The 16,753-nt window shown below is 72.5% G+C and carries 21 protein-coding genes; 3 read left to right on the top strand and 18 right to left on the bottom strand.

Features of this window, described 5'->3' with window-relative positions:
* Positions 1 to 91: 91 nt before the first annotated feature.
* The 7 genes from M8C13_RS28425 to M8C13_RS28395 form a co-directional block, all read right to left on the bottom strand.
* Positions 92 to 673 carry a TetR/AcrR family transcriptional regulator gene (locus M8C13_RS28425; protein WP_256509834.1) on the bottom strand — a complete coding sequence of 194 codons (582 nt, stop codon included), beginning with the start codon at positions 671 to 673 and terminating at the stop codon, positions 92 to 94.
* Between the two features lie 138 nt (positions 674 to 811).
* Positions 812 to 2,245: an adenylosuccinate lyase gene (gene purB / locus M8C13_RS28420; protein ID WP_252483788.1), complete on the bottom strand. Its 1,434-nt coding sequence runs from the start codon at positions 2,243 to 2,245 to the stop codon at positions 812 to 814.
* A gap of 136 nt (positions 2,246 to 2,381) precedes the next feature.
* On the bottom strand, positions 2,382 to 3,284 hold the full coding sequence (locus M8C13_RS28415; protein WP_252483787.1) for a hypothetical protein: 903 nt from the start codon (positions 3,282 to 3,284) through the stop codon (positions 2,382 to 2,384).
* Positions 3,284 to 3,826, bottom strand: coding sequence for a SigE family RNA polymerase sigma factor (locus tag M8C13_RS28410; RefSeq protein WP_252483786.1), 543 nt, complete (start codon positions 3,824 to 3,826; stop codon positions 3,284 to 3,286). Before M8C13_RS28410 ends, M8C13_RS28415 begins: the two co-directional genes overlap by 1 nt.
* 68 nt (positions 3,827 to 3,894) lie before the next feature.
* Positions 3,895 to 4,506, bottom strand: coding sequence for a TetR/AcrR family transcriptional regulator (locus M8C13_RS28405; protein ID WP_252483785.1), 612 nt, complete (start codon positions 4,504 to 4,506; stop codon positions 3,895 to 3,897).
* A gap of 26 nt (positions 4,507 to 4,532) precedes the next feature.
* On the bottom strand, positions 4,533 to 5,276 hold the full coding sequence (locus M8C13_RS28400) for a hypothetical protein (protein WP_252483784.1): 744 nt from the start codon (positions 5,274 to 5,276) through the stop codon (positions 4,533 to 4,535).
* 32 nt (positions 5,277 to 5,308) lie between these two features.
* Complete coding sequence (locus M8C13_RS28395; protein ID WP_252483783.1) at positions 5,309 to 5,827, bottom strand: SigE family RNA polymerase sigma factor; 519 nt, start codon at positions 5,825 to 5,827, stop codon at positions 5,309 to 5,311.
* A 162-nt stretch (positions 5,828 to 5,989) separates the two neighbouring features.
* Between M8C13_RS28395 and M8C13_RS28390 the strand changes: the two genes are divergently transcribed.
* Together M8C13_RS28390 and M8C13_RS28385 are read left to right on the top strand one after the other, a co-directional pair.
* Positions 5,990 to 7,036 (top strand): low specificity L-threonine aldolase, encoded by a 1,047-nt coding sequence (locus M8C13_RS28390; protein ID WP_252483782.1) that lies wholly within the window; start codon positions 5,990 to 5,992, stop codon positions 7,034 to 7,036.
* Positions 7,037 to 7,056: 20 nt separating this feature from the next.
* A complete protein-coding gene (locus M8C13_RS28385; RefSeq protein ID WP_308202872.1) occupies positions 7,057 to 7,659 on the top strand; it encodes an HAD family phosphatase in 603 nt (200 codons plus the stop codon).
* Here M8C13_RS28385 and M8C13_RS28380 read toward each other — a convergent pair.
* Positions 7,631 to 7,792 carry a hypothetical protein gene (locus M8C13_RS28380; RefSeq protein ID WP_252483780.1) on the bottom strand — a complete coding sequence of 54 codons (162 nt, stop codon included), beginning with the start codon at positions 7,790 to 7,792 and terminating at the stop codon, positions 7,631 to 7,633. The two genes, M8C13_RS28385 and M8C13_RS28380, sit on opposite strands and share 29 nt — an antisense overlap.
* A gap of 119 nt (positions 7,793 to 7,911) precedes the next feature.
* Between M8C13_RS28380 and M8C13_RS28375 the strand changes: the two genes are divergently transcribed.
* On the top strand, positions 7,912 to 8,430 hold the full coding sequence (locus M8C13_RS28375; protein WP_252483779.1) for a MarR family transcriptional regulator: 519 nt from the start codon (positions 7,912 to 7,914) through the stop codon (positions 8,428 to 8,430).
* A 19-nt stretch (positions 8,431 to 8,449) separates the two neighbouring features.
* On the opposite strand, the gene M8C13_RS28370 is transcribed toward M8C13_RS28375, so the two are convergent.
* The 10 genes from M8C13_RS28370 to M8C13_RS28320 all read right to left on the bottom strand — a co-directional run bounded on the left by M8C13_RS28370 (position 8,450) and on the right by M8C13_RS28320 (position 16,735).
* Positions 8,450 to 8,857, bottom strand: coding sequence for a hypothetical protein (locus tag M8C13_RS28370; RefSeq protein WP_252483778.1), 408 nt, complete (start codon positions 8,855 to 8,857; stop codon positions 8,450 to 8,452).
* A gap of 101 nt (positions 8,858 to 8,958) precedes the next feature.
* Positions 8,959 to 10,134 carry a pyridoxal phosphate-dependent aminotransferase gene (locus tag M8C13_RS28365; RefSeq protein ID WP_252483777.1) on the bottom strand — a complete coding sequence of 392 codons (1,176 nt, stop codon included), beginning with the start codon at positions 10,132 to 10,134 and terminating at the stop codon, positions 8,959 to 8,961.
* A 20-nt stretch (positions 10,135 to 10,154) separates the two neighbouring features.
* Entirely contained in the window at positions 10,155 to 11,273 is a 1,119-nt protein-coding gene (locus M8C13_RS45145) for a WXG100 family type VII secretion target (protein ID WP_305884015.1), read from the bottom strand.
* Entirely contained in the window at positions 11,270 to 11,572 is a 303-nt protein-coding gene (locus tag M8C13_RS28350; protein WP_252483775.1) for a hypothetical protein, read from the bottom strand. The genes M8C13_RS45145 and M8C13_RS28350 overlap by 4 nt, the downstream gene beginning before the upstream one ends.
* 18 nt (positions 11,573 to 11,590) lie before the next feature.
* Positions 11,591 to 12,838, bottom strand: a complete 1,248-nt coding sequence (gene purD, locus M8C13_RS28345) for a phosphoribosylamine--glycine ligase (RefSeq protein ID WP_252483774.1) — start codon at positions 12,836 to 12,838, stop codon at positions 11,591 to 11,593.
* Positions 12,839 to 12,849: 11 nt separating this feature from the next.
* Positions 12,850 to 14,004: a glycoside hydrolase family 76 protein gene (locus M8C13_RS28340; protein WP_252483773.1), complete on the bottom strand. Its 1,155-nt coding sequence runs from the start codon at positions 14,002 to 14,004 to the stop codon at positions 12,850 to 12,852.
* A 63-nt stretch (positions 14,005 to 14,067) separates the two neighbouring features.
* Positions 14,068 to 14,712, bottom strand: a complete 645-nt coding sequence (locus tag M8C13_RS28335; RefSeq protein WP_374213182.1) for a TrmH family RNA methyltransferase — start codon at positions 14,710 to 14,712, stop codon at positions 14,068 to 14,070.
* A gap of 11 nt (positions 14,713 to 14,723) precedes the next feature.
* Positions 14,724 to 15,287 (bottom strand): orotate phosphoribosyltransferase, encoded by a 564-nt coding sequence (gene pyrE, locus M8C13_RS28330; protein ID WP_252483771.1) that lies wholly within the window; start codon positions 15,285 to 15,287, stop codon positions 14,724 to 14,726.
* Positions 15,284 to 15,949, bottom strand: a complete 666-nt coding sequence (locus M8C13_RS28325; protein ID WP_252483770.1) for a hypothetical protein — start codon at positions 15,947 to 15,949, stop codon at positions 15,284 to 15,286. Before M8C13_RS28325 ends, pyrE begins: the two co-directional genes overlap by 4 nt.
* 6 nt (positions 15,950 to 15,955) lie before the next feature.
* Complete coding sequence (locus M8C13_RS28320) at positions 15,956 to 16,735, bottom strand: SDR family oxidoreductase (RefSeq protein WP_252483769.1); 780 nt, start codon at positions 16,733 to 16,735, stop codon at positions 15,956 to 15,958.
* Between the last annotated feature and the right edge of the window lie 18 nt (positions 16,736 to 16,753).

Here is a 16,753-nt window from a genome sequence, read left to right as displayed (position 1 = left end):
CATTATACCGGCAACAGTTTTCCGCCACTTTCTCGGGAATCGTTCGGCGGATTCGGATCGCCCGGCTCGGGGGCCGGGCGATCCTCTTTTCTCACTGCCGGACCATGGCGATCGCCAGGTCCAGCACCAGCGCCTCGGCCACCGCCTCGCCGCGCAGCCGCCGCTGCTCGAAGCCCAGCACCAGCGCGCGCACCCCCAGCGCCAGCTGGGCGGCCCGGTGCTCGTCGACCACCATGCCGCGCTCGTCCCTGCGGCCGGTCAGCGACTCGGCGAACTGCCGGTCCGAGCGCACCGAGATCTCCCGCAGCCGGGTGCTGACCACCGGGTCGCTCTGCGCCAGCCCGGCCAGCTCGGTCTCGAAGGCCAGCAGCGGCGCGGCGTCCTTGGCATCGGCCGCGCGCAGCCGCCCGGCCACGTACACCGCGATCACCTGCTCAAGGGAAAGCCGCGGATCGCTGAGCTGTTGCAGATCGGCAATCACCCTGCGGTGAATGTCCTCGATGACGGCAATCAACAGGTCCCGCTTGCTGCCGAAAATCGAGTAAATGGCCCCGGTGGTGAGACCGGCCCGGCCCGCGATCACGCCGAGAGAAGCGCCTCGATGCCCTTCCTCCACGATGACTTCCCTGGCTGCTTCCAGAAGCGCGGTGCGGTTTCGGGCCTTCCCCTCCATCCGTGCGACCAAAGTTCACTCCCCAGTGACCCCGACGTGTTGTCTCGCGAGTCATTCTCAGGGGCGAATGTGTCGAAAGCCCCGGTACTTAGGAGGTTCCGAAGTACCGGGGACAGTTCTGCCGGTTGGAAAGCTTGCTCAGAGGATGGCGCCGGGGGTGTACTTGGCCGCTTCGGGGTACTGCGCCACGACCTGCTCGATCCGCGCCACCACCGCGCTGACCTGCGCGGCGGCCGCGCCGGTGAACGGCAGCCGGTCGGCCAGCAGCGCGTCCAGCGCGGCCCGGTCCAGCGGCAACCGCTCATCGGCGGCCAGCCGGTCCAGCAGATCGTTGCGCTCCAGGCCCTCGCGCAGTTCCAGCGCGGTGGCCACCGCGTTCTCCTTGATCGCCTCGTGCGCGGTCTCCCGGCCGACCCCGGCCCGCACCGCGGCCATCAGCACCTTGGTGGTGGCCAGGAACGGCAGGTAGCGGTCCAGCTCGCGGCCGATCACCGCGGGGAAGGCGCCGAACTCCTCGAGCACGGTCAGGAAGGTCTCCAGCAACCCGTCGAAGGCGAAGAAGGCGTCCGGCAGCGCGACCCTGCGCACCACCGAGCAGGACACGTCGCCCTCGTTCCACTGGTCCCCGGCCAGCTCGCCGACCATCGAGGCGTGCCCGCGCAGGATCACCGCGAAACCGTTGACCCGCTCGCAGGAACGGGTGTTCATCTTGTGCGGCATGGCCGAGGAGCCGACCTGGCCCGCCTTGAAGCCCTCGGTGACCAGCTCGTGCCCGGCCATCAGCCGGATCGTCTTGGCCAGGCTGGACGGCCCGGCCGCCAGCTGCACCAGCGCGGTGACCACCTCGAAGTCCAGCGAACGCGGGTACACCTGGCCGACGCTGGTCAGCACCTGGCCGAAGCCGAGGTGCCCGGCCACCGCGGCCTCCAGCCGGGACAGCCGCCCGGCGTCGCCGTCGAGCAGGTCGAGCATGTCCTGCGCGGTGCCCACCGGCCCCTTCACGCCGCGCAGCGGGTAGCGCGCGAGCAGGTCCTCCAGCCTGCCAAAACCGGCCAGCAGCTCATCGGCCGCGGTGGCGAACCGCTTGCCCAGCGTGGTGGCCTGGGCGGCCACGTTGTGCGAGCGCCCGGCCAGCACCAGCTCGGCGTGCTCGGCGGCCAGCGCGGCCAGCCGGGCCAGCACCGCGACCACCCGGTCCCGCACGTGCTCCAGGCTCAGCCGGATCTGCAGCTGCTCCACGTTCTCGGTGAGGTCCCGCGAGGTCATGCCCTTGTGCACGTGCTCGTGCCCGGCGAGGGCGTTGAACTCCTCGATCCGCGCCTTCACGTCGTGCCGGGTGGCCCGCTCCCGCTCGGCGATCGAGCCGAGGTCAACCTGCTCCAGCACCCGCTCGTAGTCGGCCAGCGCCGAGGCCGGGACATCCACGCCCAGCTCCACCTGGGCCCGCAGCACGGCCAGCCACAGCTGCCGCTCCAGGACCACCTTGTGCTCGGGCGACCACAGCCGGGCCAGCTCAAGCGAGGCGTACCGGGAGGCCAGGACGTTGGGAATGCGCGGCTTGGTCGAGGTCACGTTCACGCAGCCTAGTTGACCAGCGCGAACATGGGCACGTGGCGGTCGGCACCCCCAGTGCCGACCGGCCACGTGGCCGGCGCCGAAGATCAGCGCCGGCCACAGTGGGATGTCCGGAACGAGACATCGGTTCCGCTCAGCTGAGGTTGAATTCCGGATCGGTGACCAGCCGGATCACCTGGTCCCTGGTCAGCGGCGGCTCCGGCCGCTTCTGACCGGCGTCCCTGTTCTCGGTGAAGTCCGGCGGCACCGTGACGAGGTTCTGCACGCCCACCACCGAGCCGTCCAGGCGGTAGTGGGTGCCGTCCAGGGCGATGCGCTTGTAGTCCGCCGGGTCCTGCGAGTCGTAGTCGTGGCGGGCCATCGGGTCCTTCGGGACCAGCGTCTCCTCGACCACCACGACGCTGCCGTCCGGCTGCGGCAGCTTCTCGCACTTGCCCTTCAGCCCCTTGTGGAACGACGGCCTGGTGTCACCAGCCGGGTTGTACTGGTGGCTGGTGGGCACCACCGATCCCTCCCCCCTCGGCACGCAGCGCAGGGGCAACGGGGTGACCACGGACCTCGCGGTGATCGGGCCGGTGATCGACAGGGTGATCCAGGCCCCGTGGACCTGGTCCCGGAAGCCGGCCGTGCCGCTCAGCGCGTCCAGGTCGCCGTCGGTGAACAGCTGCCGCATCTTGGTCCGCAGCTCGGTCACCCCCGGCTTGACCTTGGGCAGTACCTCCTTGAGCAGCTCCTCGTTGCGCTGCTTCTGCTTGCTCAGGTCGACCTTGGGACTGACCAGCGGCGGCTGCGACAGCCCGGTCAGCGGCCCCGCCTGCCCCGCGGCCCCGATCGCGCCCTGGCCGGCGAACACCATGCCGACCGTCACGGCCACCGCCGCGACCGCGGCCAGCGTGCCGCCACCGGCGGCCAGCGTGGCCCGCCTGCGCCGGTGCAGCCTGGCCGCGGTGTCGGCCACCTGGTCGGGGTCGAAGCCCAGCGGGGGCTCGGCCGTGCTCAGCCCGCGCAACCTGTCGATCAACTGCTTGTCCTGCATCACACGCTCCTCCCGGCGACCGGCGCGATCTCCGCGTCCAGCCGCTCGACGACCGCGCGCAGGGCCTCGAGCCCCCGCGCGGTCTGGCTCTTGACGGTCCCTTCCGAGCAGCGCAGGGCAGCCGCGACCTCCGCGATGGACAGGTCTGCCCAGTGCCGGAGGACCACGGCGGCGCGCTGCCGCGGCGGGATCTGCGTGAGCGCGCGCAGCAGGAGGTCCCGTGTCCCCGTGGCCCGTCCGGCCAGTGCGGGATCAAGGTCGATGCCGGGCTGGTCGGGCACCTTGCCGTCGCGGTTCTCCGCGCTCCGCCAGGGTTTCCGTCGTTCGTCCAGCCAGCACCGCAGCAGGACCTGCCGCGCGTAGTTGTCGACGGTGTTCTTCCGTTGCACCTTGGGCCAGGCCCGGTACATCTTGATCAGCGCGGTCTGCGCCAAGTCCTCGGCGAGGTGCCAGTCCCCGCACAGCAGGTAGGCCAGCCGCCGCAGCGACATGGCTTTCGCTCTGGCGAACTCCCGGTAGCTCGCATCGTCCTCGGCCCGCATTCCGCGCCTCCCATCACCCAGATCCGCCTCTACTCACGCGAGCGGGCCAAGGACAGGTTGCACCAGGGTCAGGCGCGGCCGGGCAGGTTCGCCCGCAGCATCCGGCGGGCGGCGTCCCGGGGATCGGGGTTGCTCTCGATCAGCGCGTTCACCACCGCGCCGTCGACCAGCGCGACCAGCACGTCCAGCCGCGGCCGGTCCACCGGGGTGCCGGAGTGCGCGAACAGCTCGGTGAGCAGGACCATCAGCTCCTCGCCGAGACCGCGCATCAGGTCGGTGAGGAAGGGCCGCCGGGCACTGCCGACCAGGCGTTCGTAGCGCAGCAGCACCGGTTCCAGGCCGCCGTCCCTGGACAGGCGGCCCAGCAGCAGGTCCAGCACCAGCTCGACCAGGTCGTCCGCGCACAGCGGGTGGTCCCGCCCGGCCAGGTCGTCCAGGCATTGCCGGGCGGCGTTCAGCTCGGCCCGGGAGCCGTGCTCGACCGCGGCCGCGACCAGCTCGTCCAGCGAGCTGAAGTAGTAGGTGGTGGAGGCCAGTGGCAGCTCGGCGCGCTCGGCCACCGCGCGGTGCCGGATGGCGTCGAAGCCGCCCTCGGCCAGCAGCGCGGCGGCCGCCTCGATCAGCGCGTGCCGCCGCCGCTCACCCTTGGGCGTGCTGGCGGAATGCCTGGTCTCGGCCATAGCCAGCCATCGTGCCAGAAGCGGGCTCAGTACTTGTCGGAGAGCTTCTTCGCCAGTCGTTCCAGCTCGCCGGCGAACGGCGGCTTGCCGCCCGGCTTGCGCGGCAGGCTGTGGATGGTCAGCGGCGCCCCGTGGGTGGTGATCGCGGTGTAGCTCTGCGCGCCGCCGGGACCGCTGTCGGCCCGGCCGCCGTCGCGGGAGAGCCCGGAGTCCTGGCCGAGGGACACGGTCAGCGTGCCCTCCGGCGTCTTCAGCGCGAACCCGCGGGAACCTTGCGGGCACAACTCGGCCGGGGCCTGCTCAGGGGTGAGTGCGGCGACGGCCGGGAGCTCGACGGCGAGGGCGGCTGCGAGCTCCCGGTCCGCCATCCCGCACCCTTCGGTGCCACCGATCGAAGGACCGGTGCTCGCTGAGCCATCCCCCTGCTTGGACGGCTCAGACGAGGTCTTGGGTTGGGCGCGATCGGTACCGGGGCCTGCCTGGCCGCCGGTGCTGTTGTCCTGCGGGGGGACGCCGAAGACGGACCCTTCGGCCGTGAGCTCCCCCGAGGACGCGGTGTTCGGGGTCTGCCCAGGACCGAGCAGGTTCGTCACCACCAGCGTGCCACCGACCAGCAGCGCCACCCCGAAAGTCGATCCGCTGAGGACCAGCTTCCGCTGTCGCGCGCTCGCCCGGTGCGAGGCGGTGACCACGTCCTGCTCGTTGAAGGACGGCGGTGGCACCTCGCGCACGGCATCGCGGAAGGCGTCCGCGAGCTTGTGCTCGTCCACCTACATCCACCTCCTCGACCCGATGATCCCGCTCATGTGGCGGACCTCAGATCGTCCAGTGCGTCTCCCAGCGCCTCCCGGAGGGCATCGAGCCCCCGGGCGGTCTGACTCTTCACGGTGCCCTCGGTGCACCCGAGCGCCTTGGCCGCGGCCGAGACGTCCAGGCCCTCCAGGAACCGCAACACCAGCACCGCGCGTTGCCGCGGCGGCACCTTGCGCAGGCCGTCGAGCAGAGCCGACCTGGTGGCCACCGAGTCACCGACCTCCGGTGTGCTCACCGGGGTCTCCGGCAGCTCGTCCACGACGCGTTCGCGCCGCCACGGCCGCCGGGACTCGTCGATCGACGCCCGCACCAGCGTGCGTCTGACGTAAGCGTCCAGGGCACCTTTGTCCCGGACCTTGCGCCAGCGCCGGTGCAACGCGACGAACGCGGTCTGGGCCAGGTCATCCGCCCGGTGCCAGTCGCCGCAGAGCAGGTAGGCCGTCCGTCGCACCGCATCGCGCCTGGCGAGGAAGTACTCGGCGAACTCCTGCTCCTCGTGATGGTCCACGCGGAACTCTCCGCTCGTCTGCTTGCACCTACTGGACGAAACAACTGCGCACAACGGTTGCACGGACCGGGCAGGAGATCCACGTCACCCCCCGCGAGTCCGAGCCCGCGAGCTGGGCATTTGCCGCTCGATCCACGACGGCGAGTGTGGTGTGATCGTATCGTGACCTATTCCGCCCCGATCGACCTCCGGTCGGACACCGTCACCAAGCCCGATGACCGGATGCGCGCGGCCATGGCCGCCGCCGAGGTCGGTGACGACGTCCTGGACCGCGACCCCACCATGCGCGCGCTGGAGGAGCGCGCCGCCGCCCTGCTCGGCACCGACGAGGCGCTGTGGGTGCCCAGCGGCACCATGGGCAACATCATCGCGCTGATGATCCACCTGCGCCGCGGCGACCGCTTCCTGGCCGCCAAGGACTCGCACGTGCTGCAGAACGAGCTGGGCGCGCCCGCCTGGCTGGCCGGCGGCATGCCCACGGAGCTGCCCTGCGAACTGGGACCCGGCAGGCTGGCGCCGGAGACGGTGCGCGCGGCAGCCGGCCCGCCAGGTCCCTATTACTCCCTGCGCACCTCGCTGCTGTGCCTGGAGAACACGCACAACGCCGCTGGTGGCGCGGTGGTGCCGATCGAGGAGCACACCCGGCTGGTGGCCACCGCGCGGCAGGCCGGGCTGCGGGTGCACCTGGACGGGGCCCGGATCTGGAACGCCTCGGTGGCCCTTGAAGTGCCGCCGGCGGCGCTGACCGTGGGCGCGGACTCGGTGCAGGCCTGCCTGAGCAAGGGGTTGGGCGCGCCGGTGGGCTCGGTGCTGGGCGGCTCGGCGGAGCTGGTGGCCGAGGCCAGGCGGGTGCGCAAGATGCTCGGCGGCGGGGTCCGCCAGGGCGGGGTGCTGGCCGCGGCCGGGCTGCTCGCGCTGGAGCGGGTGGACGAGCTGGCCGAGGACCACGCGAACGCGCGGCTGCTGGCCGACGGGCTGGCCGAGCTGGGCTGGTCGGTCCGGCCGCCGCAGACCAACATCGTGCTGGCCGGGGCGCCGGACCTGGAGCTGGCCCTGCGCAGGCTGACCGGAGCCGGGGTGCTGGCCACGCCGATGGCCGGGCAGGTGCGCTTCGTCACCCACCGGGACGTGGACCGGGCTGGCATTGTCGAGGTGCTGCGGCGGGTCGAGCAGGAGGACGTGCTGCGCAACCAGAGCAGGGCGAGCTAGGGGAGAGTCCGTTGTACTGGGTGGTTTTCGACTACGGCGAGGTCCTGAGCAAGAAGACCGCGGCCCTGCCCGAGCTGGCTCAGCAGCTGGGGGTGGCCGCGGCGGAGTTCGAGCCCGCCTACTGGGCCGAGCGGGAGCCTTACGACCGGGGCTGCCACGAGTCGGAGTACTGGCGCGCGGTGGGCGCCCGGCTCGGCGTCGAGGTGGATGACGAGACGGTGGCCGCGCTGACCAAGGCCGACGGCGAGGGCTGGCTGGTCTTCGAGCCCGAGGCGGAGGCGCTGCTCACCGAGCTGCACGAGGCCGGGGTCGCGCTGGCCCTGCTGTCCAACGCCCCGGCCTCGTTCGGGCGCGCGGTCGAGCTGCGCCCCTGGTCCGGCAAGTTCCGCACGCTGATTTTCTCCGGCGACCTGAAGTGCGCGAAGCCGGACCCGGAGATCTGGGCCGAGCTGCTGCGCAGACTGGACGCCGCCCCGGAGAAGTGCGTGTTCTTCGACGACCGGCAGGTCAACATCGACGGCGCGCTGGCCGCCGGGCTGGACGCCAGGCTGTGGACGGGAGCGGCGGACGCCCGCGCCTACCTGGCCGGGCGGATCAGTGGATTTGCTGGTTCTGCTTCTTGACCCAGGCCACCGCGGTGGCGCCCAGGAAGATCACTCCGCCCACGATGGCCAGCCAGAACAGCCCCTTGACCACAAACCCGATCACGGACAACACGATCCAGCCGACCAGCAGGATCCCCAGGATCATCAACATAACGTTCTCCCCTCTCTGTCACGGTCGACCCTGGCAAGCAGGTCTCCGTAACCTCACTGCCATTGAACGATCGAACGGGTGGCGGAGTTCCACGCGGCGCTCACCGCGATAATGACGTGGTGAGCGAACCGCGCTGGCTGAACGAGTCCCAGATGCGCGCCTGGGTCCACTTCCTGGACGCCAGCCGCCTGGTGGAGGAACGGGTTGCCCAGCAGCTGCGGCGGGACCACGGCATCACGCACTTCGAGTACGAGGTGCTGGTCCGGTTGTCCGCGACCCCGCAGCGGCGGATCCGGCTGGCCGACCTGGCCGCGCAGGTGGTGGCGGCCCGGCCGAGGCTCACCCACGTGATCGACCGCCTGCAGCAGCGCGGCTGGGTGCGCCGGGAGGCCGTGCCGGATGACGCCAGGGGCTACTTCGCGGTGCTCACCGACGAGGGTTTCGCCGCGCTGGAGAGCTTCGCGCCCAGCCATGTGGAGACGGTGCGGGCCGCGCTGATCGACCAGCTCACCCCGGGCCAGATCGACGCGCTGGGCGACGTGATGTCGCACCTGTCGGTCAAGCTGCGCTCGGACCGCGAGGGCGGCTGCGGCTGGCCGTCGGCGGGAGTGCGCGGCACCGGCACCGACTCCGGCTGAGTCCTCAGCACTCGTTGACTCAGCAGTCGTTGTAACGGGCCCCAATGGGCGGGAACTCCTGCAGGTCGGCCCACAGCGCCAGGCAGCGGCCCTTGGGGTTGAACGGCGAGGCCACCAGGTTCACCACGAACTTGGCCACCGGCCCGCACAGCGCGTTGGCCGGCGCGGGCACGATCGCGCTACAGCCCAGCGACACCAGGGTCTCGCCACCGGTCTTGGCCGCGTCGTAGAGGAACTGGGTCTCCTCCTTGGTGAACTGGTGCCGCAAACCCTGCTGTGCGACGGAAAGCTCGTCGGCGCTCAGGGACATGACGGGACCGCTGGTCGCCACCGGTTCGGCGATCGCGGGAGCGGACAGGCCGAACCCGGCGACCGCGGTGATCGCGGCGGTGGCGGCCAGGCGGCGCAGGAAGGTCGAGGCGCGCATCCGATCGTCCTTTCTGGACGGTGAGGGAAGGACGCCCCGACGCTAGGCGCGGATTTTCCGCGGCTGCCGCGCCGTTGGTCGGGTATCGGCGCTCCGCCGGGTCACAGCGAGGGCAGCCAGCTCCCGATGCGCGCCACCGCTTCGGTGATGGTCGCGGTGGCCGAGGCGAAGGACAGCCGGATGAACCGGTTGCCGTGCACCGGGTCGAAGTCGATGCCGGGCACCACCGCGACCCCGGTGTCGGCCAGCAGCCCGCGGCAGAATGCCATCGAGTCCTCGGTGAGGTGGCCGATGTCGGCGTAGACGTAGAACGCGCCGTCGGCCGGGGCCACCCGGTCGATGCCCAGCCCGGCCAGTCCGGCGAGCAGCAGGTCCCGGTTGGTGCGGTAGCGCGCCACGTGCGCGTCGGCCTCGGCGTAGGACTCCTCGGTGAACGCGGCCACCGCGGCGTACTGGGACAGCGCGGGCGGGCACAGGGTGAAGTTGCCGGTCAGGCAGTCCACCGCGCGGCGCAGCCCGGCAGGCAGCAGCAGCCAGCCCAGCCGCCACCCGGTCATCGCGAAGTACTTGGAGAAGCTGTTGGCCACGATCGCCTCCCGCGAGGTCTGCCAGGCGCAGCCGAGCGGCTGGCCGTAGCTGATCCCGTGGTAGATCTCATCGCTGACCAGCCGAACCCCGTTGGCCGCACACCATTCCGCGATCCGCGCCAGCTCCGCCGGTTCCAGCCCGGTCCCGGTCGGGTTGGCCGGACTGGCCACGATCAGCCCCTTGATCGGCCGGTCGAGGGACTCCAGCAGCTCCACGGTCGGCTGGAACCGCGTCTCGTGCTCACACGGCAGCTCCACCACCTCGCAGCCCAGCGCCCGCAGGATGTTGCGGTAGGCCGGATACCCGGGCCGGGTCAGCGCGACCCGGTCCCCGGGGTCGAAGGCGGCCAGGAACGCCAGCAGGAACCCGCCGGAGGACCCGGTGGTGACCACCACGTCGTCCGGGTTCACGTCCAGGTCGTAGGTCCGCCCGTAGTGCCCCGCGATCGCCGACCGCAGCTCCAGGATGCCCAGCTGCTCGGTGTACCCCAGCGTCTGCTTGGCCAGCGCCTCGGCCGCAGCCGCCCGCACCGGCGCGGGCGCGGGACTGGACGGCTGCCCCGCCGCCAGCGAGAGCACGTCCCCGCGTTCGCGTTGCCGCTTGGCCGCCGCGGACACCACGTCCATGACGTGGAAGGGCGGGATGTCGGCACGGGCGGCGACGGAGAACAGGGAGGTCGGCTGGGCCATGGCCGCAGCCTAAACAGCCACTAGTAGCCCCGGTAACCCGATCCCGTCTTCATCCCCACCACACCCGGCACGTTCGACACCGACCCGTACCGCTCAACCGAGTACCGGATCCCCGCGATGATGTTGTCCACCGGGTTCCAGATGTCCTTGTGCCCAGGCAGCGACCACCGGTCGAAGGTCGGGTCGATGGTCTGCATCAGCCCCTTCGACGGCGTCCCCTTGGCCGCGTTGGAGTCCCAGTTGTTGATCGCGTGCGGGTTCCCGCCGGACTCCTTCTGAATGATCATCCAGATGTCGTTCGGGTTCATCTTGTCCACCGGATAACCCTGCGCCTTGAGGATCTCGATCGCCTGGTTGATCCACTCCGCCACCTGCCCCTGCGGCGCCGGACCACCACCGGGCGGCGGGGCTCCGCTGGGACCAAGACCGCCGCCACCACCGCCACCCGTCGCGCCACCGCCACCACCGCCGCCGCCGGATCCGCCGCCGGTCTCCCGCGGTCGCTCAGCCGGTGGCTGTTCCTTCTTCGGCTCCGGGCTCGGCTGCCAGTCCACCTTCTTGCCCTGGGCCGGGGCGAACGGCTGCCCGTCGGGCGCGTCCATGGTGGAGAACTTCGGATTCACGGTCCGCCCGCGAAGAGCCCCCAGCGCGGACTTCAACGCCTGTTCGGCCTCGGTGACCTTGGGCTGGGCGTCGCTGACCGCCTCCTTGACGAAGCCCTCGATCACCGGGCGGACGTCCTCCTCCGGCTGGTTGCGGTTCTGCTGCTTGAAGGTGCGGACCCGGCTGAGCAGGTTCTCGCAGATGGTGTTCACCGACTGCTCCGCCCCGGCCAGCGCGTCCGCGGCGGCGCGCAGGTCGCCGGCGGCCTGGGTGAGGGTGGTCTGCGCCGAGGTGGCGGCGGCGTTGAACTTGCCCATGTAGCCGACGAAGCCGTCCGCGGAGCTGCCCTGCCAGGCGGCGTCCAGCCCGGACACCGCGCCCTTGACCTTGCCCGCGCACTCGCCCGCGCTGGTGGCCGCCTCGGTCCAGCGGGTGGCCACCGCGCGGATGGCCTCCGGGTCGCCGTTGACCTTGTCGCAGATCTCGGCCAGCGCCTGCCCGCCGGGCAGCGCGGCGACCGCGTCCCGCGCGCTCATCGGCTGACCCCTGAGGCGTTGGCCCGCTCGGTGTCCTCCACCGTGCGCTGCACCGCGTCCAGGGCCCGCTCCACCTTGCCGAGCAACGTCTGGGCCGCCTCGAACTCGGCGTTCATCGACTTGTCCAGCGCGTCCAGCGCCTGGGCCAGCGCGCCGGAGTCGGCCAGCTTGCCGAACATGGCCGCGTTCGCCCCGCCCTGCGGGAAGCGGTCCCCGACCGCGCCGAACTGCCCTGCCTGACCGGCCACCGTGGTGCGGCAGCTCTCCAGCGCGTCCCGGTTGAACCTGACCATCCCCACACTGGGCAGGGTAGGGCGTCAGCGCGCGCCCTGTGCCGCCTTCAGCGCAATGTCCGTTCGGTGGTGTGAACCGGTCAGGTGCACCCCGCCAACCCGGCGGTAGGCGTCCGCGCGGGCCTCGTCCAGGTCCGCGCCGGTGCCGACCACGGACAGCACCCGGCCGCCCGCGGAGACCACCGCGCCGTCCTCGCGGCGGCGGGTGCCGGCGTGCAGCACGCCCTCGGCGTCCGCGCCGGTGATCACGTCGCCGGTGCGCGGCAGACCGGGGTAGCCCTCGGCCGCGAGCACCACGGTGACCGCGGAGCCCTCGGCCCAGTCCAGCTCCGGCTGCTCGGCCAGCCTGCCCTCGGCCACCGCGAGCAGCAGCCCGGCCAGCGGGGTGCGCAGCAGGGCCAGCACGACCTGGGTCTCCGGGTCGCCGAAGCGGCAGTTGAACTCGATCACCGAGGGACCCTCGGAGGTGACCGCGAGACCCGCGTAGAGCAGGCCCTGGAACGGGGTGCCGCGCTTGGCCAGCTCGTCCACCACCGGCTGGGCCACCGTGGCCACGATGTTGTCCACCAGGTCGGGGGCGGCCCAGGGCAGCGGGGCGTAGGCGCCCATGCCGCCGGTGTTCGGGCCGATGTCGTTGTCGCCGACCCGCTTGAAGTCCTGCGCGGGCAGCAGCGGCCGCACGGTCCGGCCGTCGGTGAGGCAGAACAGCGAGACCTCCGGCCCGTCCAGGAAGGACTCCAGCAGCACCGGGTGGCCGCCGTCGAGCAGGGTCATCGCGTGCGCGCGGGCGGCGTCCAGGTCGGTGGTGACCACCACGCCCTTGCCCGCGGCCAGCCCGTCGTCCTTGACCACCCAGGTGGGGCCGAACCGGGCCAGCGCGGCGTCCAGCCTGGCCGGGTTGTCCACGATCTCGCTGTGCGCGGTGGGCACGCCGGCCGCGGCCATCACGTCCTTGGCGAAGGCCTTGGAGCCCTCGATCCTGGCCGCCTCCCTGGACGGCCCGAAGCACGGGATCCCGGCCGCGCGCACCGCGTCGGCCACCCCGGCCACCAGCGGCGCCTCCGGCCCGACCACGACCAGGTCGGCGTTGAACTCCTTGGCCAGCGCGGTCACCGCGGCCGGGTCGGTCGCCGCCACGCCGTAGTTCTCCGCGACGGAGGCGGTGCCCGCGTTGCCGGGGGCACACGCCAGGGCGGTCACCGCGGGATCGCGGGACAGGCCAAGCAGCAGGGCGTGCTCTCGGGCACCGGAACCAATCACCAGGACGCGCACGGAGCGGCAGTTTAGAGGGTGCGCGGGCGGCGGGCAGAGCCGCGGTCGGCGAAGCCCGCGCGTTCCAGCAGAGCGGCCGACTCCAGCGCCAGCCAGCCCGCGAGCTGCGTGGACAGCTGCCGCTCCGCGCGCGGCACGGGCGCGCCGGGGTCACCGGCCAGCGGTCGCTCAGTGGGTGAGATGGCCGGGACCGTCCACTCCGGACCGAACAGCGGGCCGCCCCTGGCCACCGCGCGGTTGCGCCAGGCCGCCTCGGCCGAGCCGAAGACCACCTGGGCGGCCCGGGCCGCGGCCGGGTCGTCGCGCAGCGCGAGCGCGGCCGAGGCCAGGTTGCGGGAGAGCAGGCCCAGCGCCGGTCCAGGCCCGCTGCCGCGCAGCACGTGGTCGGCGTCGGCCAGCTGGTCGGTGACCGCGGTGACCAGCCGGGCGGTGACCGTCGGCCAGCCGCGCTCGCCGGTGCTGACCGCCAGCCTGGCGCAGGCGCCGAGCAGGTAGGCGTTGCCGGGCAAGGTGATCGTCCGGTCCACCGCGCCGACCCCGCCGTCCGGCGCGACGGTCAGCCCGGTCACCACCAGACCGTCCGCCAGCAGGTGGTGCAGCACCCAGTCCACTGTGGACCGGGCGCGGTGCAGGTCGGCCTTCTCCCCGCCCTCGGTGGCCAGCTGGGCGAACAGCAACGCGGCCGCGCCGTTGACCACCGCGTCCTTGCGCCCGGCAGGCTCGTCCGACCACAGGCCGCCACCGGCGTGGTCGCTCCAGCTCTCCCGCAGCCGCCGCAGCGCGGGCTTGGTCAGCTTGGGCCGCCCGCGCGCCCCCGCCCTGCTGTGCGCGCGGTGCAGGGCCAGGGTGAGGGTGGCCAGCTCGGCGTTGCCCAGCCGGTTCGGCCGCACGCGCAGGCCGCGGACCAGCCCGGTCAGCCGGGCCTGCCGATCGGCGGTGGGCGCGCGCAGCCAGGCGTCCACCGCGCAGTCCAGCAGGGTGGCCCGCCACGGCGAGCGACGGCCCCGGCGTAACCGGCCCGCAGGCCAGACGTCGAGCTCGGTGAGGCGGCCGGTCAGCAGGCCCCTGCGCAGCTGCCGCGCGCAGACCGCGCGCTCGGCCACCGCCGCGCGCGCCGCCCACAGCTCGGGCCGGTCACCGCTCCGGCCGATCCGCCTGCCACCCATCCGCCCATGGTCCGCGCGGGCGGCGGCCGAACCCGGCAACCACGGGCCGACGCTCCGGGAAACTCACCAGGCCGTGTCGAGATCCGCGTGCGCCCGCACCCAGGCGTGCATCACGATCCCGGCGGCCACCCCGGCGTTGATCGAGCGGGTGGAGCCGAACTGCGCGATGGACACGGTCAGCTCCGCGGCCCCGGCCGCCGCCGGGGTGAGCCCAGGCCCCTCCTGCCCGAACAGCAGCACGCAGTCCCTGGGCAGGGTCACCGTCTCGATCCGGGCCGCGCCGGGCGTGTTGTCCACCCCGACCACGGTCAGGCCGTGCTCCCGCGCATATTCGGCCAGCGCCGGGACGTCCTCGTGGTGGTGCACGTGCTGGTACCGGTCGGTGACCATGGCGCCGCGCCGGTTCCAACGTTTGCGCCCGACGATGTGCACCGCCTTGGCCGCGAAGGCGTTCGCGGTGCGCACCACGGTGCCGATGTTGTGGTCGTGCTGGAAGTTCTCGATGGCCACGTGGAAGCCGTGCCGCCGGGCGTCCAGGTCGGCCACGACCGCCTCCCGCCGCCAGTACCGGTAGGCGTCCACCACGTTGCGGCGGTCGCCCTCGGCCAGCAGCTCGGGATCCAGGCGCGGGTCATCCGGCACCGGCCCGGCCCACGGCCCCACGCCGACCTGCTCCGCGCCCCACTCGGTGGGCCCCGGCTCGTCCACGAACACCGGGGTCAGAGCCCCAGGTCGGCCAGGTCGAGCAGGTAGCGGTAGGGCAGGCCCTCGGCCTCGATCGCCTCCCGCGCGCCGGTGCCCCGGTCCACCACGGTGGCCACGCCGATGACCTCGGCGCCGACCTGGCGCAGGGTGCGCACCGCGGTCAGCACGCTGCCGCCGGTGGTCGAGGTGTCCTCCACCGCGAGCACCCGCTTGCCGACCACGTCCGCGCCCTCGACCGCGCGCTGCATGCCGTGCGCCTTCTGCTCCTTGCGCACCACGAACGCGTCCACCGTGCGCAGCCCGGGGTCGGCCACGCTGGCGTGCATCATCGCGGTGGCCACCGGGTCCGCGCCCAGGGTGAGCCCGCCGACGGCGGCGTAGTCCCAGTCCGCGGTCAGCTGGGCCAGCAGGCGGCCGATCAGCGGGGCGGCCGCGTGGTGCAGGGTGGCCCGGCGCAGGTCGACGTAGTAGTCGGCCTCCTTGCCGGAGGACAGCGTCACCTTGCCGTGCACGACGGCCAGCTCACGCACGAGGGCGGCCAGCTCGGCCTTGGCCTGGGGGTTGATCTGGGAGGTCACGAGGCGTCAGCTAAGCACATCAGCTCGCAGGCGTAGTCCGCGAGCCACCGCACCGCGGGCAGCTCGAACCGGCCAGGCCACCACACCACAAGATCACTCGGCCCGTACCGGAAGCTCACCACTCGCGAGTGCGGGTGGTGCCAGAGCCACTGCCGGACCCGCGGGGTGAGCAGGTGCGCGACGAACCCGGGGTCCGCGCACTCGACGAAGAAGGCGTCGTCGAACACCGCGTCGCCGGTGGGCTGCCGCCGGGTGCCGAACATCCGGAGCAGCCCCTGCCCCGGCCGCCTGCGCACCAGGGTCAGCTCGGGCACCGGCGCGGGCAGCGGCAGCGCCACCACGACGAAGTCCGCGGTGGACTGGGCCTCGTGCACCCGCTCGTTGACCTGGGCGAGGAAGGCCACCAGCGGCAGGCCCCGGTGCGTGCCGGTGATCGACTCACCGCTGGGCAGGCCGGGGCCGAACGGTGAGTTCCGCACGGTGAACCGGTCCCGCAGCAGCTTGGGCTCGGTCCAGCCGTGCTGCCAGCCGATCGAGGCCGCCGCCGCGGTCAGCTCGGCCTGCCGCTGCTGCTGCCTGCGGTTGGTCCACAGCAGCAGGAAGACCGCCCCGACCACCAGGGCGGCCAGGAAGACCAGGAACAACAGCACCAGCGCGGCCACGGCGGATCAGGTGCGCCCGCGACCGCCGCCGACCCGGGAGGCGAGCCGGCGCAGCAGCGCCCTCGGCAGGATCTTGCTCACCGCGACCAGCGCCTTGTACTGCACGCCGGGCACCGAGACGACCTTGCCGGCGCGCAGGTCGGCCAGGCTGTCGTGCACCAGCCGGTCGGCGTCCAACCAGAAGAACCCCGGCGTGCCGGACATGTCGATCTGGGCCCGCTGGTGGAACTCGGTGCGGGTGAAGCCGGGGCACAGCGCCATCACCTTGATCCCGGTGCCGGCCAGCGACATGGCCAGGCCTTCGGAGAGCAGGGTCACGTAGCTCTTGCCCGCGCTGTAGGTCGAGCCGCGACCGGGGAAGAACCCGGCCACGCTGGAGACGTTGATCACCGCGCCGCTGCCGCGGGCGCGCATGCCGGGCAGCACCGCGTGGGTCAGCCGCAGCACGCTGGTCACGTTCACCTCGTGCTGGCCGAGCAGCTCCTCGGCGGTGTTGTCCAGGAAGTCCTTGCCGGTGCCCAGACCGGCGTTGTTGACCAGCAGGTCGATCGGCGCGGCGTCCGCGCGCAGCCGCGCTTCCACCTGCTCACGTTGGGCCGGATCGGCCAGGTCGGCGACCAGCACCTCGACCTTGACCCCGTGCTTGGCGGTGAGCTGTTCGGCGAGCTCACCGAGGCGCTGCGCGTTGCGGGCGACCAGCACCAGGTCGTGTCCCTCGGCGGCCAGGCGGCGGGCGAAGGCCGCACCGATGCCTGCGGTGGGTCCGGTCACGAGCGCGGTCGGCATGCCGAGCAACCTACCGGT

It is taken from the genome of Crossiella sp. SN42 (assembly GCF_023897065.1).
Taxonomy (GTDB): domain Bacteria; phylum Actinomycetota; class Actinomycetes; order Mycobacteriales; family Pseudonocardiaceae; genus Crossiella.
This window is presented reverse-complemented; position numbering and strand designations above follow the sequence as displayed.